Here is a 24,884-nt window from a genome sequence, read left to right as displayed (position 1 = left end):
AAGTAAATTAATGATATGTTTTATCTACTAAAGCTAGATAAAATTGAAATTTGGATAAATTTTAAAACAAATAAATGGAAAAAATTTAACTTAAATATATTTTTCAGTAAGTTTGTTTAATTTTTTGTTAAATTTATGTATTGAATTTTTTGGTGAGATTTTATAATTATCTAGTGCTTTATTCTTTTAACTAGTTGTATTGAAGTGTATAGTTATTATTAAGCCATATTTTTTAAGAAAATTAATCTATATAATGGTAAGTTATTATAGATTATGGAAATCTTGTTTTTTGGCCCTAGGGTGTATATATGATTGTAACTACTCCTGTAGTCACAGGTAGATTGAAAGAAATTACTGAAGCTATTATTAATGATCCTCATGATCTAATCGAACGATTATATAGAGCCGTAATCAGTGAAAGTCAACTTTATGAAAATTTATCTCCAGTAATTAAGAATGATATTTTTGATTCTTTCAAATATTGGTTAGAACTATGGATAAAAGCAACAATAAAAGGAGAGGGAATATGTAAAGAAGATTTGGAAATATTGGAAATCATTGCACATCGGAGGGTACATCAAAATATTCCAATAGAAGCTTTTTTAAGTGCTTTACGTACGGGTGCAAAAGAGTTATGGAAAGTATATTTAGAGTTAGCTCAACAAGAGAAAGAAATCAAAGATCAAGTTTTATTCTTATTATCTCCTTATTTATTAGATCATTTCGACGTGATAATACGTTCAGTTGAAAAAGCATATTTAGAAGAGCAATATCAGAAATTACGTTGGAAAGAAGCATTACGTCATGAACTTTGTAATCTTATTTTTTCGGGTGTTAATGATATTTTTAAATTTGAGGAGTTATTAGAATCACTGGGTCATGATCCGACTTTAGCTCGCGTAGCAATCGTCATGGATATACAGATAGTTAACTCAAGTCCAATGAGACTTGAAAGTGATCTTGATATTTTATTAAATAAGATTTCAAAGGTTATCAGTGTCGAACAGAGTAGTTTAATTCGGACAATGTATCATTCTCAATTCGCAGTTTGGATTCCGTGTATCAGAGGCGATAATTCTCTCAATACAGATTTACGTATTGCAAAGTTTGCAAAGCAGATATTGAAAGAAGTATCTGAAGTTAAAAAGTTAGGTATCGGGCTCATGGGAAGTGGTCCTAAGGGCTGGTTTCAATCTTTATGCAACGCGGTAAAAGCATTGGATTTTGGTAAACGAGAAGATAAAATTGAAACGGATATTTTTTACTTTTCAGATATTGCGTTACAAGAGGGAGCTCGGCAATTAGATAATGTTCTTCAGTATTTGGAATCTGTGTTAGACCGTTTATCCCATGAGCAAGATTTGTTACGAACACTGGAATGTTTCTTAGAACAAATGTTACGGCGTAAGCAAACAGCATATATTTTAGGTATTCACCCAAATACTTTGAATTATAGGCTTGATCGTATTAAAGAGATCACTGGCGGAAGTTTAGAAGATCCTATTTGGATTGCAAAATTTCAGGTAGCATTAAAATTACGAAAAGAAAGTTTATAAGAGCCTATTTTTTAATTTTTATTGATAAGGCTTTTATTTTTTAAGATGGAAAGGAAGTATATTAACTCCTAATTGAGGGTGAAGACTATTAACTTATTTTAAAACGAACTCTTTAGTGATATTTTTACCTTCTTTCAAAAAGCTTTGTTATGTTCTAAAAAATTCTCATTTAGTTTGCAAATTTCCGATAGAAGGCTTGTAATATATTGGAACTGCCTATTAATTAATTTATATGTTGTCTAAAACCTATAGAGGCTATTACTCTAAAATTCGTATGCTAGACTAATTTTCTATATATAAATATATAAATATATAAAGCTTTATAAATGGTAGAAGGTTGAGGAAAATAAAAAAATTATTAAGTATAACTACTTTTTGTTTGAAAAAATATTTAATTAAAATATCTTAACAACCTGATTTATAATTTTCTCTATGTGTAATATTATTAATTTAATTTATATTTTTTATCGGAAAATATATTAATGATAATATTATTTATATTGATGATTCAAAGTTTTACTATATGTTGATATTTGCTGCTAGATTGTAAGTGGTAATAAAGATTTTAGGTTTTTATCGTTGATGGATATTTTAAGATCGCTTCTAATTACTTGATTTCTATGAATATAATTAAATAAAAAATTTAATTTTTGTGTTGATGAAAGTAAATGTAATACGGGGCTATTGTTTTCTTTGGATTGTTTTAGGTGGATCATAATCTTCTACATGAAAATAATATCTGGTTTTATATGTGGAGAGATTAATATTTTGTATGAAAATTTTCACTTGGAAATGTGAGTAAGATAAAGAAGTATCTGTTGAATATTTTTCCAATTCATTGTAGAGATGTAAGAAAAAATCAAAATTAAATATTTTCTTATTATACTGTGTAAAATTTAATATTTATATTGATTTTTAGTCAACAAAGGTTATTACTTTTTGTTGTATTTTGAAACGATACAATCATAGATAAGAAATTTATAATGAGATTTTTGACTTAATTTATATTTAATTGATTGTTATATTTGGGTAATTTTTAAAGTTGAATTTTATGATTTGTTGGTAGTCACAATAAGAGTATATTTTTTTACAAAGTGGGGTGTTTTTTTATTTTAATTGTTATACATTACTAGTTGTATTATATTTAAATTTGAAAAAAACAAACAAAGGGATTTTAGATATAAAATCAAATATTAGAATTTTTTAGAGTATTAAGTTTACCCATAGAAAATTTACTAATTAAAAATGTGGATTTTATTGAATAAATAGGAAGGTATTATGAGTAATCAATATCATTATAAAAATCTTCAAGATTTTGTCGGTCAAGAGATAGGTGTTTCAAACTGGTTAGAGATTGACCAAGAACGTATTAATGGCTTTGCTAACGCCACAGGGGATCATCAATGGATTCATGTTGATGTCGAACGAGCTAGTGCTGAAAGCCCCTTTAGAACAACTATAGCCCATGGTTTCCTAACATTATCATTACTGGCAAATATGTTGATGGAACTAGGTGCTATTCCTTTAGATGTCAGTCGTGCAATGAATATCGGTGTAAATAATGTACGCTTTCGTAAAGCTGTATGTGTAAATAACCGAGTGCGAGCAAGAGCGACATTGACTTTGGCTGAACCCAAAAGTGATAAGCATATGATGTTGGTTTTTTCATGTTTGTTAGAAGTTGAGCATGATAGTGAACCTGTAGTCTCTGGCGATATAACCGCTATGATATATCGTTAAAAGGAGTTTAAGATGTCTGATTCTAAGAATATAAACTCTGAAGAAATAATTGCGGCTCGTAGTGCAGATGTTATTTTAGGCCCCAATCCAATTGTGGGTTTTCGACCTAAAGATTTAATGCGAGATGGTTGGCGAGCTCTAGGGCTTGTTATGCGAAAGCCTCGGATGACTGCTGGAGTAGCAATTGACTTTGGTAAGGAATTACTCAAAATCTCTCGGGGTGAATCTACCTTACAGCCAACGCCTAAAGATAAGCGTTGGAAAGATCCTGCTTGGCAAGAGAAAAAAGCTTATCATCATTGGCTACAAAGCTATTTAGCATTGACGAATGCAATGTCAGTTTGGGTCGCTCAACAGGATGTAAATGTTCATGATCGTGCTAGATTGAGCTTTATAACTCAATTATTTGGTGATGCTATAGCGCCATCAAATTTCCCATGGCAACCTGAAGCTATACGTAAATTTAAGGAAACCAATGGTCAAAGTGCTCGTAATGGGATTCGTAGTTTAATCCGAGATATACGTGAAAATAAAGGAATGCCAGCACAAGTTGATAAAAGCAGCTTTAAAGTAGGTGGAAACTTGGCCTGTACGGAAGGTGCAGTTATTTTAAAGACTGAACTTATTGAGTTAATTCAATACAAACCCTTAACACCAAATGTCAAAACTATACCGATATTGATTGTACCGCCACAAATCAATAAGTTTTATATTTTTGATCTTAGTCCTGAAAAAAGTTTGGTCCGTGGATTATTAGAGAAAGGATTTCAAGTATTTGTTGTGAGCTGGCGTAATCCTAACGGTGATTTTCGTGATTGGGGGTTAGCTGAATATGCTGCTGCAATTGATATTGCAGTATCAACAGTTTGTGCTTTAACTAAACAAATTAAACTTAATCTAGTCGGTGCATGTGCTGGAGGTACAACACTTGCAAGTTATGTTTCGGCTCGAGCAGTGTCTGGTGATCGACGAGTAGATTCATTGACCTTACTGGTGAATGTGCTAGATATGAACGCCATTGGTGATTCTCCATTGGGTTTATTTGCAAGCCCAGCTGCTATTGAAGCGGCGAAACGTTATTCTCAAGTCAATGGTGTGCTAGATGGAAGAGATATGGCTAATACATTTGCATGGATGCGTCCAAATGATTTGGTCTGGAGTTATTGGGTAAACAATGTTCTGCTTGGTAAAAAACCTCCTGCTTTTGATGTGCTTTATTGGAATAATGATAGTACTAGACTACCTGCACGCCTACACGCAGAGTTTCTAGATATATATCGGACCAATGCCTTAACAAAATCAGGGACTTTACGATTACATGGTGTACCTGTTGATTTAGGTAATGTACGTTGTGATACATATTTAGTTTCAGGGACAACTGATCATATTACGCCATGGAAAGCTTGTTATCGCAGTACTCAGTTATTTAAGGGCAAAAATACTTTTATCTTATCTAACAGTGGTCACATTCAAAGTATTCTTAATCCTATTGGCAATCCTAAAGCAGAGTTCTGGAGTGATGGTAAAATAGGAAATGATCCAGATGTATGGTTAAAGTCTGCAAAGCATTATACAGGAAGTTGGTGGTCACATTGGCATGATTGGCTTGAACGACGTTCTGGTGATGTACGTGTTTCACCAAACAGTTTAGGAAGCGAAGATTATCCAATTCAAGATGCTGCCCCAGGAAGTTATGTTCATGAGTAATGTAAAACTAGAAGTAACTATGAATCACGATATAGAAATTGGTTATGCGGATGTAAATGGGTTAAGGATTCGCTATGCTCAAAATCAATCTGATGGTGAGGCATTATTACTTTGTAACGGGATTGGAGCAAATCTTGAGTTAGCTTTTGACTTTATGACTGCAATGCAGGGACAAAGAGTTATTATATTTGATATTCCAGGTACAGGTGATTCTGAAGGGGATTGTTTTTGGCCTAGTTATGCAGGTTATGCTAGTTACGCAATTGGTTTGCTTGATGCGATCGGCTACAAAGGAAAATTCAGTGTAGCTGGAGTGTCTTGGGGAGGGGCTTTAGCTCAACAAATTGCACATAGCTATTCTCATCTGATATCGCGTATGATTTTGATAGCAACTACATCAGGTGTAACAATGGTTCCTGGGCGTTTATCAGCAATATTTCATATGACGACTCCACAGCGATATTTATCATCAAATTTTATGAAGAGGAATGCAGCTCACATTTATGGTGGAGAGCTACGTGGTCACCCTGAGAACGCAGCAAAAATTTCTAGGCTCACGAAACCACCAACAGTATTGGCATATGTACAACAATTGATTGCAGGCTCAAAGTTTAGTAGCTTACCGTGGTTATGGAGAATACGCTGTCCTGTATTAGTTATGGCTGGAGATGATGATCCAATTGTACGCTTAATTAATGCCCGTATTCTAGTTAGGATATTGCCAAATGCACAATTACATATTATCAAAGGTGGAGGGCATTTGTTTATTCTTATGCAACCTGAACTGACTGCCAAAACTGTTAAGAGTTTTTTAAAAATGGACTGTTCCCAATATCCTAGATATGAGACAGCCTCATTTTGAAGCTGCTTCAAATGCTGCTGGACTTATCCGATCGAGATGCAATTGACGCCTGATTCGATTGTAAAACGCATCTGCATGGGACATTTATCGAGTTTTATAGATTCTCTTTTTAATTGTTTCCTTCTTCAAGCTGCTAAAAAAGGATTCAGCAACGGTATTGTCCCGAGTATGACAAAGTTACTCAGTACTGTTTTTATCGATCTCGGTTAAACGAAATTGGTTTTGATTTTGAAAATGATTTGTTGGTTGCATTAGGTGATTTGGTGGATCGAGGCATTCAAAACATTGAGTGTGTCGAGTTGCTGTAAAAGCCTTGGTTTACGTCTGTTCTTAGCAACTTTATCGAAAAAGCTCACTTTTTAGTGGGCTTTTTGCTTTTCTGCTATACCAAAAGCGTTTATCAGGGTTAAACTTCTACTAAAAATAAAAGGAGATAATAATGAATATTTGCATTGGTGGAGAGCTAAACGGTCAGGTTGCAGAAAAAAAACCAAGTAATGATTATTATCAGCAGTTAATCAAAATTGGTGGAAAGACATATAGGTTTTGGTTTTCAAAAAGTGAAAGTTTTAAGGATTCTTATAGTAGGGCTATGATGCTGGCGAGACAAAATTAAAATTTTTATTTTTCAAAGGCACCTAGATTTAGGTATATTTAAAAATTATTTTTGTTTTCTTTATAATGATTATTAATTACAGTTACAAAAAACTAGGGTATTTTGGGTTTTTTGATTAATATTATTAAGAATTAGTAACAAATATGTGTAGTATATAACCGTGAGCTCTAATTTCAGCGATTAAAAAAATGTCCAACGGCTTTGAATTACACGTATTAACGCAAATTTATGATTTTGTGAACGAAAGATCTAATTTTTTCAAAAAATCAAAGTTAGATCAAATCTTGGATTACTTTGCAACTTTGAACAAGGGGAGTGATTCAGATTTTAAATTTGTTTCACCATACAAAATATATGGAGATTTTGGAGAACATGAGTTTATTAATATTCGACAAGCACCTAATTTCAAAGATAAGAATAAGTTTTTATCTTGGTTAAACATTCAGTTCAATCATCAACAAGAAATTTTGTAGGTAGATTATAAGTGCCTAATAGACGAAAACGAATTAAAAGCGAAACTGGTTGGTCAAATGATCAGGATTGCTTACTTATAGAAAAAGCAAATTTCAGTATGGAAGCTCTATTGGAAATGCTGCCTTATTCGGAAGGTGAAATTAATGGCCGGAAAAAAGAATTGGGAATTTTAAAAAATATAGAGTCAGTTGAAAAGACAAGATACTTATAATTAACATTTGTTTGTATTTAAATAAGATTTTAAGAGAAAGAAAGGCTCAATTAAATGTAAGCTTTATATACCAACCAACTCAATCTCGCGGATATTTTTTAACCTAATTACCATATGTCTGAATTTTATTGATGTAAATCTTATTTATGGTTAATCTTAATTATTACTTAAGTAAAAGTAATAATTTACTATCAAGTAGAGCAAGAGACATAAAGCCCCACTGTGATAAGTGGGGGTTTTACGTATTAGGCCAATCAATAAAAATAGGTTTAGAATCCTATCGTTAAATAGGAAAACATATGAATATTTGTATCGGTGGCCCTTGGCATGGTAGTAGATTGTTGGCGACAAGAGAACATCAAGAGATTTTTAAAATAAATGACAGACCTACTTCAGTTTCAACTATATATATAAAAAAAATAGTTAAAATAAGTGATGAGGTTTGTATTTTTTGGGTATCAACTAAGTTGTCGGATGATGAGGCATTTGAATTAATTAAACCTTATTTGACTATGGTCAAACAAGCAAAGAAAACCATTTAGTTCAAAGACCGCTTAGGGGGGTATTTTTACGTTTAAATTTTATTAAGGTGCTTGTGACGCTGCTCAATTTGTTCAGCTATATAACATAATATATTGATCTATTCTTTAAGTAATCTATTCAATGCCTGAAATCTATAAATATCGTTACACACAAATTAGTATATTTGGGTCTTTACCAACATATAAGGTTTTTACTAAAAGTAAAGGTGATAAGGCAAAATGGGTTTTCGCTGATAATACGTTTATTTATGGAGGTGTTTCAGAATGGGCTTTGATGCATTCAGGTCTAGACACAGGTAAATCAACATGGTCTGATGAGCCTAAATTATTTTTAGAAATTGAAAAAAGAAGATTAATTTTGTATAGAGCCACGCACCCGTATTTTAAAACTGAACCTTTTATTGGATAGGCTTTGGTGACTATTTCACAGTTAAGGAATGTCGGAAGTGAGGGAAAACTAAACCTATTTAGATTTTAACGAGAAGTGAATAAAAAAGCAGTAGGCTAGTAATATTACGTCAGTACCACTGTTTAAAGCATGCTGGCTTAATTTGAGTTGATGAGATATGACGATACGCATTCAACCGCCACATGTGAGAATTAAGTTTGCTACTCATTTCATCTTTAAGATCTGACTCCTTCCGAGAGGTTTTTTAATGCTACCTAAAAAATATTTACCAAATTGATTGAAATTAATATATAACCTGTAAGAATAGCTAAATGATGATTTAAATGAAAACTTTATCCCTGTTTAGTTTTTTCTTAATGATTCTAAGGAACCCCTTTCGAGGGGTTTTTTAATGCCTAGAGGAAAGTGAAAAGGAGGCAATATGACACTTGCAATTGAGCTTCCGAAAGGAAGTGAGCCACTACAAGATGACCACAGTTAGCACAAGAACACTTAAAGTGCTTGAACATTGCCAAAGCTGGTGATTTGGTGGGGTATGCAGATAAGAGTACCTCTTAGAGCATTTGAAAGTGATGGAGTTCAAGAACGTGTTGCTTATCAAGAAGCGCCTACTTATCGTAATTCGAATTTTGTAGGAGCAATTGCTTCAGGGAGTAATGGTACAGTAGGGACTTCGTTTGCCAAAGTACTCCGTGGGAAACTACAAGAAAATGCGATTAAAGACTGTCAAAAAATGGTGGAACTGAATGTAATGTTTGGTTTACTTATCAATAGTCACAATGTGCAACTGTTGCTCAAGCTGAAGGAACAACTAAGCTGTATAGTCGAGTTACAGGTAGAGACATTCAGGAGTGGAGTAGAAAGTTAGATGGCAGAGCAAACGTATTTATGCAATGCCAAAAAGAAGGTGTTCCTAAAGATAGTTGCAAAATCGTATATGAAAATTGTAGTGGACTAATATGATTAAAAGGCTTTGTTGCACAAAGATTTAAAATTAAAGTTCCCCTAGTTATCTAAATTTAAGATACAACTCGGGTATGAGGTTTTCCTAAATCCGTGAATTTATTTAATACTGCTATACGTGCATGAATCTAATTGACCTGACTTTGAAAATGTCTTGCAGTCAGATTATCCCCTAATAATTTGACGCAATGAATCTTGGTTTCAACCAAACTTTGGCGATGAAAGCCAGACCAGTTTCTCCATATAGTCCTGCCCAAATGTTTAACTGTTCGAAGCAGTTCATTGCGTTCTAACGCGCTAATCTTTGTATCTTTCCAAGGTTTAGCATTTTTTCTGGGTGGGATTACTGCATGAGCTTGCCGATCGGAAATCACTTCTCGACATTGTTTCGTATCATAAGCTCCATCAGTATAAACGGAATCAATTGGTTCAGCTGGTGGAATCTGATTAAGTAAATCACCGAGTATCTGGGATTCACTGACGTTGTTTGTAGTGAGCTGAACTGCACGTATTTGCAGGGTTTCAGCATCGATACCAATATGTAATTTACGCCATTGTCGACGATATTCAGGCTGATGTTTCTTACGTTTCCACTCACCTGCACCTAAAAATTTCAAACCAGTAGAGTCAATGAGTAGATGGAGTCCACCACTACTTCTTTGATAGCAAATCGAAATATCTATATGCTTTTGTCTTCTACAAAGGGTGGAGTAATCTGGTGCTGCCCAATCCAAGCCAAAAAGTTGAATGAGACTTTGAATAAAGCCAGTGACCATACGTAAAGACAGACGGAATAATGATTTAATCATTAAACAACATTGGATTGCTGTATCTGAATAGGTTTGATTTCGACCTTGTTTGCCATGCGGTTGTTCATACCACTGAGTATTTGGATCAAACCAAATGGCAATATTTCCACGATTAATGAGAGTTCGGTTGTATGAAGACCAATTAAGAGTACGGTAAACTTTAGGGCGAGGCTTATTCATTTGAACATTATAGTGTGGAATCAGCCTTTAGAGATAGGTTTGTGCAACAAAGCCACTTTATGCCATTATTTCTCGCAAAATTCAGCCCAGTCTGTCATCAAACTTTTACGTTTCTCAAGATATGCGCCTCTTAAATAAGCAGCTTCAACTTCATCAGGCAGTTTATGAGCAAGTACGTGCTCACAGACCTCACGAGGATAGTCAGTTTTATCGGCTGACCAATCACGAAAAGAAGAGCGAAAGCCATGTGTTGTAATGACTCGATTTTGTTTAGAATCAATATAGCCTAAGCCATTTTCTTTAAATTTTTGTTCATGCATACGCTTAATTAAAGCCGTTAGGGACATATCGGAAAGCATGCCACCACCACGAGGTGCAGGGAAAATGTAGCTTTGTGATAGTGTATCCGCCTGAATAGATTTTAATAATTCGATGGCTGGTTCTGATAATGGAACACAATGCTCCTTTTCAGCTTTCATACGTTCTTTCGGAATAGTCCACACTTTATTTCCAAAATCAATTTCTTGCCATTTGGATCCAAAGATTTCACCAGAGCGACAAGCTGTTAAAATTGCAAATTCCAAAGCCTTTGGTGAAATACCATCTTTTTGACGAAGGTGCAGAATAAATTCAGCGACCTGATCATAAGGTAAAGAAGGGTGAGGGCGTGATACCTGTTTTAAATAACCTAAAATAGGTTCAAGATTACCTTTCCATTCAGCAGGGTTATCACCTTCAAAATATTCCATGGCTTTGGCATAATCAAAAATAGTTTCAATACGTCCACGAAGCCGTTTAGCGGTTTCATTTTTCTCAGTCCAAATGGGTTCCAAAACTTTGGCAATATCGACTTTAGTTATTGAGCCAATCACACGATCACCTAAAATAGGGTAGATATAAGTTTCTAATGTAGTTGACCATTGTGCAATATGTTTCTGATTTTTCAATTCACGCGATTTATTCGTAATCACAATTTGAGCACATTCACGAAAAGTACGATCACGAAGTTTTTGAATACGTAAAGCCTGAAGTTGATCTTGCTTTTGTTGGATAGGATCGATTCCATTTCGGATTTGAGCTTTCATTTCTTGAGCTTTGGTTCTCGCTTCAGCTAGGGATACCTCAGGGTATGAACCTAAACCAATATCACGGCGATGGACTTGTTGTTTACCATTTTCATCAAAACGTTGACCTACAACAACACGTAGAACCCAAGCACGAGAGTCATTCACAATACGCAGGTGTAAGCCATCGACACCGCCTACAGCGTGCCTACCATTTTCTTTGATTTTTGCTACACTGAGTGCAGAGAGTTCTTTGGCTTTCTTAGGCATAGGGGTGTTCTTGTCCCACATAATAACCCACATAGAATATTGGAAATGATTGGATTAGGCAAGACGTGGTTGGAATGTTATTTTGTTAAGTTGCTGAAAAATAAATTTATTTTGGATTGGTTTGGACGGTGCAATACAGGTGTTATACGGACACCGCTCCCGCCAAATAAAAAGGGAATCAAACGAATAGTTTGATTCCCTTTTTATTTGGCACAAATTTGGCACTATTCGAAATTTTAGCTGATGACTACTCAAGTCCATTGACGGTGCTACACAACATTTGTCTGCTATTGTATTGATCGCGATCTCAGCGAATAGCGGCATCCAGAGCCATTCCAAACTGGACAAAATATTTTTCCATCGATTTTAGTTGCAGGCTTATTCATATAAGAATCATCGTGCTGAATAAGCCTTTAGAGATAGGTTTGTAATAAAACCGTTTCTAAGCAAAATGCTGCTTTAAAAAGGGTATTACGCATTCTGAATATTGTTCAGGGAAATCTCGATAAATATAAGTATGTTCTGCATCCGCGAAGATTTTAATTTCTACTTGTGTTACATGGTCGAGCCCTACTTTAAGCCGGTGGCCAAACTCGGGTGGGGTATAGATATCTTTTTCTCCATACATTAATAAGATGGGTGGTTGATATTTTACCTGTGTAGATTTTGCTAACGGATTGAGTTCCTGATTAAGTTTTGGTAGCACTGTATTTGATACCTTGAGTATTGCATGAGCGACTGGATAATGTTTCCAGAATTCTGGTAAGGTGGGAAATGCGCCTTCAAATACTGCAATTTTATATGGGTGTCCATCTTTTGCTAATGAGCATAGTCCCCAAGCCGCACCAAATGACGCACCAATTAAACCTACATTTAATTCGGGTGTCCGCTTTTGAGCATATATCCCTGCATGATATACATCATTGGGATAGTCAAATGAGAATCCTTCACTTTCTCCAAAACCATTAGCATCATAAATAAGTACGTTATAGCCATTTTTTAAAAATAGATCCGCATGTCCGTAACGAAGCCAAAATGCTTTAGCCGCTTTTCCCATTGGATGAGCAAGTACTAAAGTTGCTTTTGCTGCTGGTGCACTTTTCCAGTAGCCTGCGAGTGTTTGCTGGCCAGTTAAGGGAATAGTGACAGCCTCCCAGTCTTCTTTAGAAATAGCTTGAGGCCAAATCCAAGGTACTTCGAATCTTCCAAAAAATGGCTTTCGCAGAATTTGGTGAGCAATTTTTTTCATTTTGGTTATCCAATATTTTTCAAAGTTTATAATACATAGTAAAGTTCCTTTTTGGAACTCGTAATTCAAAATGTATTACTTATTGATTTCCTTTATGGAAATTGGATATCGCTCATATTTTTAACCATTTTAATGATACATCGGACTAACATGACGAATACGTTGAAATTAAGAAATGGAATAGATCAATTATCATTTTATTTTTTAATTACATATAGAGCGCAATAGCTATAATTCGAGTTGATAAGCCAAATTACTGAAAATAGATTCTGCAACAAAAAAATTGCCGTGGTTTAAAGTCCAAGAAGTGTTTCTGGTATACAGTTGTTTTGCCTTTATGCAGATTAATAAAGGCAAAATCATCATTTGGGGTATGAACCAGTAAATTATGTTTTTGTTAGTGCTAGTATCCGAGACTACAACCAGAATATACAATACGACAAGGCTGTAAATTTTCACTTAAACAAAACACTAATGCACCTTTTTTAGCCCCATCCTCTGAAAAATCCAGTAAAATTTTTGATTTTTGACCATCATTAATTGGATCAGCTATAGCAACACAGCGATTAGAATAGGTTTTAGATACTTCACATTTTTGTCCGCCATCCTGTTGACACGCTTTTAATGCTTTTGCTTGTGCCTCATCTTTAGATTTAAAATTTCTTGTAAAACCAATTGGACGCCCTTTTAAGCCTTTACTTTTATCCTCTGCAATCGCACCCCATAATGTTTCAATCATAGGATACAAAGTTGGATTTTGATTCGTATATCCACCACTTCCTCCACCTGGAATAGGTGCGCAACCTTGAACACCTTGTCCACCTACAGGATAATAGCCTGAAGGACAATTCCCTTCAGCATGTACATTCTCAATAGTTAAATAAATGATAAAAATAAAGAAAATAGATAAATTAAAAATCTGATTATTTGTCAATATCATTCTATAAACTCCTTTAAAATCATTGCTTAATAATAAGGAAAGCTATGAATTATTCTATATAATTCCTATATTTTAAAATGATAATAAGTTCTTTTGTGTTTTTAAATGTCAGTGCATTCTCGGTAGAAAGGATAGCACCTAAATTTTTTAGTTCCGTCTTTTAATGAAATAATTTAGCGAATTGATGTGGCATTAAAATGAACATTGGCTTTCTTTTTATAGAAAAAATCAAATTGTTCGGAAAACCCCCATTTTGAGTTGATTAAATGAGTAGAACACCAAAGTCCTTATACGGTGATCATATGCTGTAGATCGCTTTATAAATGCTCATATAATTATGGCTGACTAAAATATCATTTTCACGTCACTTTAAAGTTTGGCAAATTATTTTATTGTAAAAGTCAACAAACTTAATCTGAGAGAAACTCATGAAAAATGTACTTAGTCGAAGTGTAACAGCTTTAATCTGTATGGGTGCTTTAATGACCACAGTTCAAACATGGGCACATGAGGATGAAGATAAAGTATTGACTAGAACAGTCGATGAACAGCCAATAGACAAAAAACAAAAGAAATGTGAAAAAAATTGTAAAACAAACATTGATCCTAAAACTCAAACAAATAACTCAACGCAACATCAGCATGGAAACGCTTCAGAAATGTCACAAATGGATCATTCAAAAATGACCAATATGCCTTCTTCAATGAAAGATATGGATCATTCAAATATGGAGATGCCAAACAAAACAAATAAGTGATTCTTTGAGAAAAAAGATGAGTCTATTAGACTCAACACATTTCATTGTGATCTCCAAAAGCTCATCAAAAGATGAGCTTTTTTAAAACATAAAACTTGTGTATGGACTATGCTTATTTTAAAAATGTCATCGCTTAGACATGATATTTGAGTATATTAGAAGAAATTTTCACAAAATAAATGTGTATGCCTGTTCAAGAAACGACTTCTCCACGTATTCCCAAATATATTGCCATTCGAGATGCTATTGCCCATGAGATTGAGTCTGGGCAATGGAGTGCCAATACCAAACTCGCTTCAGAGCGTGTGTTGATGGAACAATTTGCTACCACACGTGTCGCAGTTCGAGAAGCATTATTGGCTTTGGAAATGGACGGTCTCATCTATCGTTTAGATCGCCGTGGTTGGTTTGTTCGTGCACCACGAATTATTTACCGTCCGCAATCGACTAAAAGTTTTAACCAATATGTGACTGAGCAAGGGGGTGTACCAAGTACGGAATTGATTTCTGCGGAATTGCTGCAAGCGACCTCTTGGGATGCAGCACATTTAAAAATTTCGGTGGGTGATGATATTTATTCGATGTGGCGACGTCGTAGTATCAATGGTCGTCCTGCGGTAGTTGAACATTTACGTATCAATGCAAGTTTATTTCCTCAATTCTTAGAACAACAATTAGAAGGTTCTATTACGATATTGATGGCAGAGCATTATCAACGGCAATTGACCCGAGCACATATTAATCTCTATCCAACAGTATTATCAGAACAACAAGCCAAAGCTTTGCATGTCAATGTTGGTAGTATGGGGTTATATATTTGCCGTACCAACTGCGATCAAAATGGAGTAATTACCGATGTTGACCAAGAATATTGGTTACATGATGTACTCGATTTGCATTTTGAAGCGTCATGATAAAGAATTAAAATAATTAATCTGGTTTAAACCAGATTAATTAAATTGTCATAAACTTTTGTTGAAATACAGGCTATCAAGAAGCAGCATTCGTTAGGAATGTCATAATGAGCCCGGATCTAAAACAGCAGCAAAAAAAGCTCCTCGCCATGGGCACAAGTATTTTATTTGCTTGTGTCAGCACGGCATGCACCACGTCTTCAACCTCGAATGATGCTGAGCAAATCACGGTCTATACCGCGGTTGAAGCTGATCAATTAAAGCGTTATCAATGGGAATTACGCAAAGCACATCCTGAATTAAAAGTAAAATGGGTGCGTGATTCGACAGGTGTGATCACCGCAAAATTATTAGCAGAACAAAAGAATCCACAAGCCGATGTGGTGATGGGACTTGCTTTGACCAGTTTATTGGTCATGGAAAAAAAAGACTTATTGCAACCGTATCGCCCGAAGCATGTCGAACAACTTAAAACTGATTTTTATAGCCAAAAAGACATTCCAACATGGACAGGCATGACCGCTTGGGAGTCGGCTGTTTGTGTCAATACTGTTGAATTGGAAAAGAAAAAACTACCAATTCCGCAAACATGGCAAGACCTGACTAAACCAATTTATCAAGGGTTAATCGTGATGCCAAATCCGGCATCGAGTGGTACAGGCTATTTGGATGTGACTGCATGGATGCAAATTTTTGGTGAAAAGCAAGCTTGGCAATATATGCAGGCACTCGATAAAAACATTTCTCAATATGTGCATTCAGGCTCGAAGCCTTGCAAGATGGCGGCTCAGGGTGAAACGGTCATTGGAATTTCGTTTGGTTATCCGGGCTTTAAGTTGAAATCACGTGGTGCGCCTTTAGAAATTGTCTATCCGAAAGAGGGGCTAGGTTGGGAAATGGAAGCCTCAGCCATTGTCAAAGGTACGAAAAAACTCAGCAGTGCAGAGAAGTTTATTGATTGGAGTGTTAGCCAAGCTGCCAATGAAGCTTATGCACAAAACTTTTCAGTGGTGGCACATCAAAATGTTCATAGCAAAAACCAAGACTTCCCAAAAAATCTTGCGCAGCAATTGGTGAAGAATGATTTTTATTGGGCAGCTGAACAGCGTGAATCAATTCTAAAACAATGGTCAGCAAAATTTGAAAAGTAATTGAACCATGTACACAACAAGCTATTCAGAATCAGTTATTCAAAATTAACGATTAAAAACTAGGTGCAGTATGCAAATTCCATCGCATTTACAAAATAGTAGGACAGGGCAAGCCATGCCAAATTCGGCAGGGCATCTGCTCTCAACTTTAAGAACGTTTAAAATGGCAGAATCAAAAACAGTGCTTGAAGTGATGGATATTCAAAAATCTTTTGGTTCAAGCCGTGTCTTGGAACACATTAATCTTGACCTGAAAGCAGGTGAATTTGTTAGCTTTTTAGGTCCATCAGGTTGTGGTAAAACGACATTGCTACGCATCATTGCTGGGCTTGAACAGCCTGATTATGGCAAAGTGATTAAACAACAAATTGAAATTACTCATTTTAATACTGCAAAACGTAAATGTGGCATTGTTTTCCAAAACTATGCACTCTTTCCAAACTTAACAGTGGCGGAAAATATTGCATTTGGTTTGCATAAAAAACACTGGTCAGCGCAAGAGATTCAATTTCGTATCAATGAATTATTAAACTTAATTGAATTGCCCAATATTGCAGAAAAATATCCCAATCAATTGTCAGGTGGTCAGCAACAGCGTGTGGCTTTAGCCCGTGCGATTGCGCCCAATCCTGATGTTTTATTGTTGGATGAACCTTTGTCCGCTTTGGATGCGTTGGTACGTTTAAACCTCCGCCAAAAAATTCGTACCATTCAATGTCAATTAAATTTGCCTGCGATCATGGTTACGCATGATCAGGAAGAGGCGTTAAGTATTTCTGACCGTGTGGCGGTGATGAATAAAGGTGTGATTGAACAACTCGATACACCACATAATATTTATTACAAACCGCAAACCCGTTTTGTAGCACAGTTTATTGGTTCGATGAATTTTATACAGACAGTGGCGGTCGATACGCATCGTTTAAAAATGAATGAGCATTCTTTTATTGAATTTCTACATTTAAACTTTGCCCAAGATGAACATTATGAAATTGCTTTTCGACCTGAAAATGTCAAATTAGTTGCTGGAAATGAATCTTCTACTGAATATTTAAATTTAGCTGTACGTATTGTCAATACTGAGTTTTTAGGCGCAAAACGTCGTTTATTCTGCATGGTACAAAACCAAAATCAGGTCGATGACAATATGTTGCAAGTTGATGTGGATCATCAACATATGGCGGTTGTGCAAGATGGAATGTATCTGCAAGTGCCGATTCGTGACTTACATGTGTTTGATTCACGAGGGCATGCGAGATGTTAAATCAGTCTGCCGCAGATGCTTTATTAAGTAGTCAAACAGCACATCGTTTTCGTTATTCATTGCGTTCAAGTGCGGTGTTGTTTGTCGCAGCAATTCTATTCACCTTGAGTTTGATTGCACCCTTAATCGTATTGATGCAAAGCGCATTTTTAAATGAACAGCATCAATTTGTCGGGTTGGATAACTTTACAGCTTATTTTTCCAATCCGGCCTTAATCTCATCGATTTTTAATTCGATGTGGATCGCCATTACAGCCATGTTGATTACGGTGAGCTTGGCAAGTGTTTATGCTTTTGCATTGATCAATTGCAATATTCGAGGCAAAGCTTTCTTTAAAACCGTGGCATTTTTACCGATTCTTGCGCCTTCACTTTTGCCTTCATTGGCTTTGGTGTATTTGTTTGGTCAGCAAGGTGTGTTTAAGGGCATGCTGGGAGAGGTGGAAATTTATGGTCCACTAGGCATTTTGATCAGTTATTGCTTTTGGCTATTTCCTGCCATGGTCATGTTGATGATGGGCGCATTTCGCCATATTGACCAACATTTGATTGAGGCTTCTCATGCTTTAGGAAAAAATACACTACAAACCCATTGGGCTGTGACTTTTCCTGCGATTCGTTATGGTTTAGTCAGTGCCTGTCTGGTGGCATTTACTTATGTCATTACCGATTTCGGGATTCCCAAAGTGATTGGCGGCTCATTCAATATGATGGCGTTGGATGTGTATAAGCAGATCATTGGTCAACAAAATATGAACATGGGTGCCGTCATTTCGATTTTATTGCTCTGTCCTGCGGTGTTGGCATTCATTTTTGATCGATACCAAAGTCGTCATCAGGAACGTTATCAAAATTTCCAAATTCAGCCTTATCGTTTGCGTGCCAATCCTCGAATTGAAAAAGCATTAACTGTATTTTGTGGGGTGATTTCAGGCGGCATTTTACTGATTATTGTGACTGCGATTCTCGCATCATTCATTCGCTATTGGCCCTATGATTTGTCAATGACCTTAAATCATTATCGTTTTGACTATGTTGATGGTGGTGGTTGGGCAAGTTATTTTAACTCAATCAAATTGGCATTGTTCAGTACAGTTTTCGGTACGATGATAATTTTCATCATTGCCTTATTTAGTACCCGTTTTAAAGCACATCCTTTACTTAAAAACTATGTAAAAGTCTTGGTGTTATTACCTTTGGCTGTGCCTGGCTTGGTGTTGGGTATTGCTTATATCTTGTTCTTTAATGCACCGCAAAATCCTGTGTCTTTCGTTTACGGTACGATGACGCTGTTGGTGATTTCAACCATTATTCATTATTACACTGTGCCACATTTGACCTTAACGCATGCGATTCAACAGATCCCGAATCAACTTGATCATGCTGCACAAAGTTTAGGATCTTCACATTGGACAATGTTCCGCAAAGTATATTTGCCTTTAACCTTTCCTGCGCTGTGTGATGTGTTGGTGTATTTATTTGTCAATGCCATGACTACTGTTTCAGCTGCGATTTTCCTTTATTCACCTGATACCAATTTGGCATCGGTGGCGGTGCTGAATATGGATGATGCAGGTGATACCGTGGCAGCTGTGGCGATGAGTATTTTGATTTTACTCACCTCATGTGCAGTCAAGTTGCTGCATTGGTTATTCACTCGGAAAATGATGGTGTCAACACAACGTTGGCGTGAGCAAACACATTCATAACAAATTGATCTTTCAGTCAATCTTTTAATTAACTAAACCATTTGAATTGAACGCTTTCTTTTAGGCGCTGGGGATTTTGCGTGCTAAAAAAAGTAGATAAGGTGGAAAAGACAATGAATACAGCACAATTTGACTTAATTATTGTCGGTGCAGGCATTTTAGGATTATCGGCTGCGATCCAAGCGGCAGAGCAAGGCTTAAAGGTACAAGTCTTTGAAAAATATGCACAACCTATAGGTGCGACTCGCCGTAACTTTGGCATGGTTGGGACTTCGACGCTAAGCCATCCTGATGCGAAATGGCGTGAATATGCTTTGGCAACCCGTCAATTTTATCAACGGATTCAGGCACAAACTGATATTTCATTTCAACAGCGAAATGGCTTGTATCTTGCGAATACTGAACTTGAATGGCAAGTATTAAACGAGTTTGCTCAAGCTGCAGCTGATTATCAGATTCCTGTAAGTCTATTGTCTAAGCAGCAACTGTTTGATCAATATGCTTATTTAAATCCAGAAACTGCGCTACGTGGTGGTATGGTTTTTCATGAAGATTATTCAGTTGAGCCACATTTGGTGGGACTGCGTTTGTTGCAATATGCCGAAAAACTTGGTGTACAAATTCATTGCAATGCCTCTGTGGTACTGACGCAATTTAACCAAGGCATGGCGCATATTCGCTTGGCGTCAGGTCAAACATTTACCGCAAATAAAGTCATGATTTGTCATGGTGAAGAGACACAATTGTTGTATCCCGAGCTCTTACAACAAAAAGGTTTATTGCGTTGTACTTTACAAATGGCATTAACCAAACCGCTAAAAGTCAATCTCAAAGCTTCGATTTATTCAGGATTGTCGATCTCTCGTTATCCCGCTTTTGAGATTTGCCCAAGTCATCAAGATTTACGCAATGAATCACAAATTGGTTTAGTTGAAAAATACGGTATTCATATCCTGATTAAACAAAATGAATTCGGACAAATTATTTTGGGCGATAGCCATGAATATTATCCGATTGATGATATACCACAATTTAATCAACGTGAAGAAATTAACCAATTCATTTTGCAATATTGCAAAGAAAATATTGGCTTAGAACTACCTGAAATTGAATCTCGTTGGAATGGTTACTATCTGACTCATCCTACGGAATTGGCATGTGTGATGGAAGCTGAAACCAATATTTTCCTTGTCAGTGCGATTGCAGGCAAAGGCATGACCACAGGCGCAGGATTTATGAAAGAAATGTTAGAAAATTATATTTTTTAATCTGGTTTAAACCAGATTTATTTATACTGTATGAAATTGAACAAAGGTTAGGCGAAATGAACGCACAAATTGAATTTGCAAACACAATTGAAAACGATGTTGAAAATGAATACTTACTGTTGACACCGGGACCATTGTCTACCTCGAAAAGTGTGCGTCGTGTGATGCAACGTGATTGGTGTACTTGGGACAAAGAATATAACGCATTGGTTCAGGAGATACGCAGTCGTTTGGTGGCGTTGGCAACTGCAAAACCTGAACAATATAGTGCTGTGTTGATGCAAGGCAGTGGGAGTTTCTCTGTAGAAGCAGTGTTAGGTTCGGCGATTCCACAGAATGGCAAAATTTTAATTATCAATAACGGGGCATATGGCGCACGCATGGTGCAAATGGCTCGATGTTTGAACATTGACGTGGTGGAATTACGCTACCCTGAAATGCAAATTCCCCAACTGGCTGATATCGAAAAAGCACTTGAAGATGACAGCATCACTCATGTGTCATGTGTGCATTGCGAAACCACCACCGGTTTATTAAATCCAATTCAAGCGATTGGACGCATTGTCAAAGCCAAAAACAAAGTGTGGATTGTCGATGCGATGAGTTCTTTTGGTGGCGTGCCAATGGACATTGCAGAGCTTGAAATTGATTTCTTGATTTCAAGTGCCAATAAATGCATCCAAGGTGTACCAGGGTTTGGTTTTATTTTGGCAAAACGTGAGCAATTACAAGCGTGCAAAGGCTTGGCTTGTTCAGTCAGTTTGGACCTATATGACCAATGGAACACCATGGAACAGCATAATGGTAAATGGCGTTTTACTTCGCCCACTCATGTGGTGCGTGCTTTTTATCAAGCACTTTTAGAATTAGAACAAGAAGGCGGAGTAACCGCACGTTATCAGCGTTATTTCAATAATCAAAAACGTTTAGCCGCAGGTATGCAAGTGCTTGGTTTTGAAATGGTTTTAGAGCAAGACGCACCACAATCTCCAATTATCACCACATTTTTATATCCAAATGAAGCCGATTTTAGTTTCCAAGCCTTGTATGAAAATCTGAAACAAGCAGGGTTTGTGATCTATCCCGGCAAAGTCACCGACTTAAATTGCTTCCGTATCGGCAATATCGGAGAGATTTATTTAGATGATATTGAACGGCTTTTAACAGCGATTGAGCACTATCGTATTTGATTGGAATTCACAGCTCCTTTTCTTGTGCCATTTATGGCTCAGGGCGGAGGTTTGGATGGGGAGATTATAAATCCTCTCTCTAGCTCTCTCCTTTTAAAAGGAGAGCGAACTTCCATTAGAAATTAAATATTACGCAACACTCAACTTACGCATGACAGCTATTTTTAACTTTGAGAAATGAAAAGGACAAACTTATGAACACTTCAAATTCAGCATTACAAGCCGTGGTTTTTGATTGGGCAGGTACAACAGTAGATTTTGGTTCACGTGCACCCATTTTGGCATTTATGGCTTTATTTGCAGACAATAAAGTTGAAATTTCAATTGAAGAAGCACGTGCGCCAATGGGTTTGGAAAAACGTGATCACATTGCGGCAGTGTTGAAAATGCCGCGTGTTGCAGGTGCGTGGAAACAGGTACATGGTGCTGAAGTGACTGTGGCGGATATTGACCGTTTATATCAGGACTTTATTCCATACCAATTGAAAAGCATCCCAAGCTGCTCAAAATTGATTCCGGGGGCATTAGAGGCATTTGCTGATATTCGTGCCCGTGGTGCAAAAATTGGCAGTAATACTGGTTATGCTTCGATGATGATTGGTCAATTGGTGCAAGATGCAGCTGATCAAGGTTATGTGCCTGACTGTACTATCACAGCCAGTGATGTGAAACATGGTCGTCCATATCCTGAAATATTGTGGAAAAACTTAATTGAACTTGATGTGTTAGATATTAAAACTGTGGTGAAAGTGGATGATACAGTGATCGGCATCGAAGAAGGTTTAAACGCTGGTTGTTGGACTGTGGGCTTGGCCATCAGTGGGAATGAAGTGGGGCTAAGCTTCGAAGAGTGGTCTGCACTTTCAGCGTCTGAACAACTAAGTTTAAAAGAAAAAGCATACGCAAAAATGAATGCTTCAGGTGCACATTATGTGATTGATAGTATTGCTGACTTACCTGCGGTATTGGATGCGATTGAACAGCGTTTAGCAAATGGTGAAAAGCCTTAATAGATGATAAATACCAGTCTTTATGACTGGTATTTTTTTAAAGCTGAAATATCAATTATTTTTTTAATTTCCTCATGCTGCATGAAAATGATGAATCCATGAGAAATTGTTTAATTAACTTGAGTGTTTGCTTGGTTGTTTGTGGTAGACCAAGCTATGAGTTAAATCGATTTTATAAGGAAGCGAGTACGGTTTTCCAAAATTATTCTTATAAAACTTATGTTGCCTAATAGCTTCCATTCAATGTTTTGCAATGTAAGCTGCCCTACAAATAGTGATGACTATTCACATGTATTTGTTTAGGTGGTATTTAACCAACGGGACGATTTTCTTGGCTTCACACAGCATCTCTAAAGTTGTATCTCAGCTTTTTCAGTAAAATGAACTGATGAGTTACTTTTCATTCTTTTCATATCCAAAACAACAAAGTCATCAACGCCCCGTAATATGATTGAGGAATATTTTAAATATTATCAATGGGCTTTCTTGAATATGAGAAAGCTGCAAAACCTCTTTCTTTTGGGTGAAGAGGCTAGCGATCTAATTAGATAAGTAAGCGACTTACAAAATTTACACAGTTAAGTGAATAAACGTGATAGATCATGAAAATCTTTCAGCTACTGAGTAAGCTCAAAACTGGAAAAATAATTTAATGTGCTTTTAGAAAGGCCGAAAAGAAGAAATTCAGCAACAGTCAAAACTAAAAGATATGAGGACACTGCGTGATTTAGTCAAACAAATGCAGTCATTTCATTTACGCAATCAACCAGAATAAATGTGCCTACACAACTTTGAATATATCCATAACCAAGGAGGGTAAATAGGATTGAGTAAATAAGGCTTTTAGATGACAGCTTTATTTATGAGGAGCACTATGCAAAAAAACAAAAAATGCATGGTTATAGAGGATTTATAACGTGAATGATGCTGATTTCTAAATAAAAAGAAATTCAGCTAACAGGGAAATATATGAAACAGACTTTACTCACCGCCAGTATTGTGGCTTTGGCCACATTGGCTATGCCAGTTTTTGCTTCTGGTTTACAGAGCGTTAGCAGCAACTATGTGGCTTCTGATTATGCAAAAACCAAATATCCAGTTGTATTTAACCATGGGATGTTTGGTTTTACTCGACTCGGTCCTACAGCTTTTGGTATGGATTATTTTTATCAGGTTCTTCCCGATTTGGCACGTAATGGCGCGACGGTTTATGCAACACAGGTTTCTCCACTAGAATCCACCGAAGTTCGTGGCGAGCAGTTGCTACAACAAGTAGATGAAGTTTTGGCACTCTCAGGAAAGTCAAAAGTTAATCTAATTGGTCATAGTCATGGTGGACCGACCATTCGTTATATTGAAGCCATTGCACCTGAGAAAGTCGCTTCACTCACTGCTGTTGCTGGAACGTTTAAAGGGTCCAAAGTGGGAGATGATATGTTGGATAATCCTAGTGAGAAATTTTTATTTACAATCCTAGGACAGTATATCGTTGCGCCAGTGGAACTACTCTTACAAGGTAATCCTGATTTGCCAATTAGTCTGGATCGCTCATTGAAATCATTAAGTGAAAAGGGTTCTGCTGAATTCAATGCGCGTTTCCCAACTGCAGCAATTCCATCTGATTGTGGCAATGGTCAGAAGATTACCAGTAATGGGGTTTATCATTATTCGTGGACAGGTAAAGCTCAAGCAACCAATATACTTGATGTCATTGATGTTGCCATTTCCACCATGGCACCGAGATCTTATAAAAATAATGACAATGATGGTTTGGTTAACCGTTGCAATGCACATTTCGGCCAGGTGATTCGAGACGACTATAATCAAACACACCTAGATGAAATCAATCAGATTTTAGGGTTAAAAGCATGGTTTGGACCAGATCCTGTGTCACTTTATCGTCAACAGGTCAATCGTCTAAAACTTGAAGGGTTATAAGGGTATATCATAAGCAATAGACCCTAAGCACATCATAAAGGAGTCTGAATATTCAGGCTTCTTTTGTTTAGAACACAATGATTGGCTTTA

General features: G+C 36.4%; 21 protein-coding genes and 3 pseudogenes. 19 read left to right on the top strand and 5 right to left on the bottom strand.

All coding sequences use genetic code 11. From position 1 onward, the window contains the following. The first annotated feature begins 308 nt into the window (after positions 1 to 308). The 4 genes from AC07U8_RS14270 (at position 309) to AC07U8_RS14255 (ending at position 5,865) form a co-directional block, all read left to right on the top strand. The gene (locus AC07U8_RS14270) at positions 309 to 1,556 is read left to right on the top strand and encodes a PucR family transcriptional regulator (protein WP_494738138.1); all 1,248 of its coding nucleotides are present in this window, start codon (positions 309 to 311) and stop codon (positions 1,554 to 1,556) included. Between the two features lie 1,278 nt (positions 1,557 to 2,834). Beyond that, positions 2,835 to 3,296 carry a MaoC family dehydratase gene (locus tag AC07U8_RS14265; RefSeq protein WP_494738137.1) on the top strand — a complete coding sequence of 154 codons (462 nt, stop codon included), beginning with the start codon at positions 2,835 to 2,837 and terminating at the stop codon, positions 3,294 to 3,296. Positions 3,297 to 3,308: 12 nt separating this feature from the next. Continuing rightward, positions 3,309 to 5,003, top strand: a complete 1,695-nt coding sequence (locus tag AC07U8_RS14260; RefSeq protein WP_494738136.1) for an alpha/beta fold hydrolase — start codon at positions 3,309 to 3,311, stop codon at positions 5,001 to 5,003. Then, positions 4,996 to 5,865: an alpha/beta fold hydrolase gene (locus AC07U8_RS14255; RefSeq protein ID WP_494738135.1), complete on the top strand. Its 870-nt coding sequence runs from the start codon at positions 4,996 to 4,998 to the stop codon at positions 5,863 to 5,865. The genes AC07U8_RS14260 and AC07U8_RS14255 overlap by 8 nt, the downstream gene beginning before the upstream one ends. Here AC07U8_RS14255 and AC07U8_RS14250 read toward each other — a convergent pair. Next, positions 5,857 to 6,027: pseudogene (locus AC07U8_RS14250) on the bottom strand (IS3 family transposase); the annotation flags it as partial. The gene AC07U8_RS14255 and the pseudogene AC07U8_RS14250 overlap by 9 nt on opposite strands. Before the next feature lie 41 nt (positions 6,028 to 6,068). Here AC07U8_RS14250 and AC07U8_RS14245 point away from each other — a divergent pair. From AC07U8_RS14245 to AC07U8_RS14220, 6 genes and pseudogenes are all read left to right on the top strand, one after another. Beyond that, positions 6,069 to 6,170: pseudogene (locus tag AC07U8_RS14245) on the top strand (metallophosphoesterase); the annotation flags it as partial. A 134-nt stretch (positions 6,171 to 6,304) separates the two neighbouring features. Continuing rightward, positions 6,305 to 6,481, top strand: a complete 177-nt coding sequence (locus AC07U8_RS14240; protein WP_494738134.1) for a hypothetical protein — start codon at positions 6,305 to 6,307, stop codon at positions 6,479 to 6,481. A gap of 484 nt (positions 6,482 to 6,965) precedes the next feature. Continuing rightward, positions 6,966 to 7,166, top strand: coding sequence for an acyl-CoA thioesterase (locus AC07U8_RS14235; protein ID WP_494738133.1), 201 nt, complete (start codon positions 6,966 to 6,968; stop codon positions 7,164 to 7,166). Between the two features lie 299 nt (positions 7,167 to 7,465). Then, positions 7,466 to 7,708, top strand: coding sequence for a hypothetical protein (locus tag AC07U8_RS14230; protein ID WP_494738132.1), 243 nt, complete (start codon positions 7,466 to 7,468; stop codon positions 7,706 to 7,708). Between the two features lie 121 nt (positions 7,709 to 7,829). Continuing rightward, positions 7,830 to 8,117: a hypothetical protein gene (locus AC07U8_RS14225; RefSeq protein WP_494738131.1), complete on the top strand. Its 288-nt coding sequence runs from the start codon at positions 7,830 to 7,832 to the stop codon at positions 8,115 to 8,117. Positions 8,118 to 8,652: 535 nt separating this feature from the next. Continuing rightward, entirely contained in the window at positions 8,653 to 8,985 is a 333-nt protein-coding gene (locus AC07U8_RS14220) for a hypothetical protein (protein WP_494738130.1), read from the top strand. 151 nt (positions 8,986 to 9,136) lie between these two features. Here the strand turns inward: AC07U8_RS14220 and AC07U8_RS14215 are convergent. The 4 genes and pseudogenes from AC07U8_RS14215 to AC07U8_RS14200 all read right to left on the bottom strand — a co-directional run bounded on the left by AC07U8_RS14215 (position 9,137) and on the right by AC07U8_RS14200 (position 13,592). Beyond that, a pseudogene (locus tag AC07U8_RS14215) lies at positions 9,137 to 10,069 on the bottom strand (IS5 family transposase). A gap of 65 nt (positions 10,070 to 10,134) precedes the next feature. Continuing rightward, positions 10,135 to 11,403 carry a tyrosine-type recombinase/integrase gene (locus AC07U8_RS14210; protein ID WP_494738604.1) on the bottom strand — a complete coding sequence of 423 codons (1,269 nt, stop codon included), beginning with the start codon at positions 11,401 to 11,403 and terminating at the stop codon, positions 10,135 to 10,137. 442 nt (positions 11,404 to 11,845) lie between these two features. After that, positions 11,846 to 12,652, bottom strand: coding sequence for an alpha/beta hydrolase (locus AC07U8_RS14205; protein WP_244013458.1), 807 nt, complete (start codon positions 12,650 to 12,652; stop codon positions 11,846 to 11,848). Positions 12,653 to 13,055: 403 nt separating this feature from the next. Further along, entirely contained in the window at positions 13,056 to 13,592 is a 537-nt protein-coding gene (locus AC07U8_RS14200) for a DUF4189 domain-containing protein (RefSeq protein ID WP_004822976.1), read from the bottom strand. Between the two features lie 428 nt (positions 13,593 to 14,020). Between AC07U8_RS14200 and AC07U8_RS14195 the strand changes: the two genes are divergently transcribed. The 9 genes from AC07U8_RS14195 (at position 14,021) to AC07U8_RS14155 (ending at position 24,794) form a co-directional block, all read left to right on the top strand. Beyond that, the gene (locus tag AC07U8_RS14195; RefSeq protein ID WP_096734723.1) at positions 14,021 to 14,350 is read left to right on the top strand and encodes a hypothetical protein; all 330 of its coding nucleotides are present in this window, start codon (positions 14,021 to 14,023) and stop codon (positions 14,348 to 14,350) included. A gap of 179 nt (positions 14,351 to 14,529) precedes the next feature. Further along, complete coding sequence (locus AC07U8_RS14190) at positions 14,530 to 15,264, top strand: UTRA domain-containing protein (RefSeq protein WP_419314418.1); 735 nt, start codon at positions 14,530 to 14,532, stop codon at positions 15,262 to 15,264. Positions 15,265 to 15,413: 149 nt separating this feature from the next. Beyond that, on the top strand, positions 15,414 to 16,415 hold the full coding sequence (locus AC07U8_RS14185; RefSeq protein ID WP_494738603.1) for a putative 2-aminoethylphosphonate ABC transporter substrate-binding protein: 1,002 nt from the start codon (positions 15,414 to 15,416) through the stop codon (positions 16,413 to 16,415). Between the two features lie 70 nt (positions 16,416 to 16,485). Then, a complete protein-coding gene (locus AC07U8_RS14180; protein ID WP_494738129.1) occupies positions 16,486 to 17,679 on the top strand; it encodes an ABC transporter ATP-binding protein in 1,194 nt (397 codons plus the stop codon). Beyond that, a complete protein-coding gene (locus tag AC07U8_RS14175) occupies positions 17,673 to 19,388 on the top strand; it encodes a putative 2-aminoethylphosphonate ABC transporter permease subunit (protein WP_244013450.1) in 1,716 nt (571 codons plus the stop codon). The genes AC07U8_RS14180 and AC07U8_RS14175 overlap by 7 nt, the downstream gene beginning before the upstream one ends. A gap of 113 nt (positions 19,389 to 19,501) precedes the next feature. Beyond that, on the top strand, positions 19,502 to 20,656 hold the full coding sequence (locus AC07U8_RS14170; protein WP_494738128.1) for a TIGR03364 family FAD-dependent oxidoreductase: 1,155 nt from the start codon (positions 19,502 to 19,504) through the stop codon (positions 20,654 to 20,656). Between the two features lie 56 nt (positions 20,657 to 20,712). After that, a complete protein-coding gene (phnW, locus tag AC07U8_RS14165; RefSeq protein ID WP_494738127.1) occupies positions 20,713 to 21,846 on the top strand; it encodes a 2-aminoethylphosphonate--pyruvate transaminase in 1,134 nt (377 codons plus the stop codon). 194 nt (positions 21,847 to 22,040) lie between these two features. Then, positions 22,041 to 22,856 (top strand): phosphonoacetaldehyde hydrolase, encoded by an 816-nt coding sequence (gene phnX / locus AC07U8_RS14160; protein WP_494738126.1) that lies wholly within the window; start codon positions 22,041 to 22,043, stop codon positions 22,854 to 22,856. 969 nt (positions 22,857 to 23,825) lie between these two features. Beyond that, positions 23,826 to 24,794, top strand: a complete 969-nt coding sequence (locus tag AC07U8_RS14155; RefSeq protein ID WP_096734715.1) for an esterase/lipase family protein — start codon at positions 23,826 to 23,828, stop codon at positions 24,792 to 24,794. Positions 24,795 to 24,884: the final 90 nt, after the last annotated feature.

This window comes from Acinetobacter sp. GW821-FHT01E09 (genome assembly GCF_059422385.1).
The sequence above is the reverse complement of the archived record's forward strand: the minus strand, read 5'-3'. Positions and strand labels throughout refer to the sequence as shown.

Excerpts from the sequence above, each read along its gene's own strand:
- AC07U8_RS14270 (WP_494738138.1), top strand. The coding sequence starts at position 309 with ATGATTGTAACTACTCCTGTAGTCACAGGTAGATTGAAAGAAATTACT.
- AC07U8_RS14265 (WP_494738137.1), top strand. The coding sequence starts at position 2,835 with ATGAGTAATCAATATCATTATAAAAATCTTCAAGATTTTGTCGGTCAA.
- AC07U8_RS14260 (WP_494738136.1), top strand. The coding sequence starts at position 3,309 with ATGTCTGATTCTAAGAATATAAACTCTGAAGAAATAATTGCGGCTCGT.
- AC07U8_RS14255 (WP_494738135.1), top strand. The coding sequence starts at position 4,996 with ATGAGTAATGTAAAACTAGAAGTAACTATGAATCACGATATAGAAATT.
- AC07U8_RS14240 (WP_494738134.1), top strand. The coding sequence starts at position 6,305 with ATGAATATTTGCATTGGTGGAGAGCTAAACGGTCAGGTTGCAGAAAAA.
- AC07U8_RS14230 (WP_494738132.1), top strand. The coding sequence starts at position 7,466 with ATGAATATTTGTATCGGTGGCCCTTGGCATGGTAGTAGATTGTTGGCG.
- AC07U8_RS14225 (WP_494738131.1), top strand. The coding sequence starts at position 7,830 with ATGCCTGAAATCTATAAATATCGTTACACACAAATTAGTATATTTGGG.
- AC07U8_RS14220 (WP_494738130.1), top strand. The coding sequence starts at position 8,653 with ATGCAGATAAGAGTACCTCTTAGAGCATTTGAAAGTGATGGAGTTCAA.
- AC07U8_RS14210 (WP_494738604.1), bottom strand. The coding sequence starts at position 11,403 with ATGCCTAAGAAAGCCAAAGAACTCTCTGCACTCAGTGTAGCAAAAATC.
- AC07U8_RS14205 (WP_244013458.1), bottom strand. The coding sequence starts at position 12,652 with ATGAAAAAAATTGCTCACCAAATTCTGCGAAAGCCATTTTTTGGAAGA.
- AC07U8_RS14200 (WP_004822976.1), bottom strand. The coding sequence starts at position 13,592 with ATGATATTGACAAATAATCAGATTTTTAATTTATCTATTTTCTTTATT.
- AC07U8_RS14195 (WP_096734723.1), top strand. The coding sequence starts at position 14,021 with ATGAAAAATGTACTTAGTCGAAGTGTAACAGCTTTAATCTGTATGGGT.
- AC07U8_RS14190 (WP_419314418.1), top strand. The coding sequence starts at position 14,530 with ATGTGTATGCCTGTTCAAGAAACGACTTCTCCACGTATTCCCAAATAT.
- AC07U8_RS14185 (WP_494738603.1), top strand. The coding sequence starts at position 15,414 with ATGGGCACAAGTATTTTATTTGCTTGTGTCAGCACGGCATGCACCACG.
- AC07U8_RS14180 (WP_494738129.1), top strand. The coding sequence starts at position 16,486 with ATGCAAATTCCATCGCATTTACAAAATAGTAGGACAGGGCAAGCCATG.
- AC07U8_RS14175 (WP_244013450.1), top strand. The coding sequence starts at position 17,673 with ATGTTAAATCAGTCTGCCGCAGATGCTTTATTAAGTAGTCAAACAGCA.
- AC07U8_RS14170 (WP_494738128.1), top strand. The coding sequence starts at position 19,502 with ATGAATACAGCACAATTTGACTTAATTATTGTCGGTGCAGGCATTTTA.
- phnW (WP_494738127.1), top strand. The coding sequence starts at position 20,713 with ATGAACGCACAAATTGAATTTGCAAACACAATTGAAAACGATGTTGAA.
- phnX (WP_494738126.1), top strand. The coding sequence starts at position 22,041 with ATGAACACTTCAAATTCAGCATTACAAGCCGTGGTTTTTGATTGGGCA.
- AC07U8_RS14155 (WP_096734715.1), top strand. The coding sequence starts at position 23,826 with ATGAAACAGACTTTACTCACCGCCAGTATTGTGGCTTTGGCCACATTG.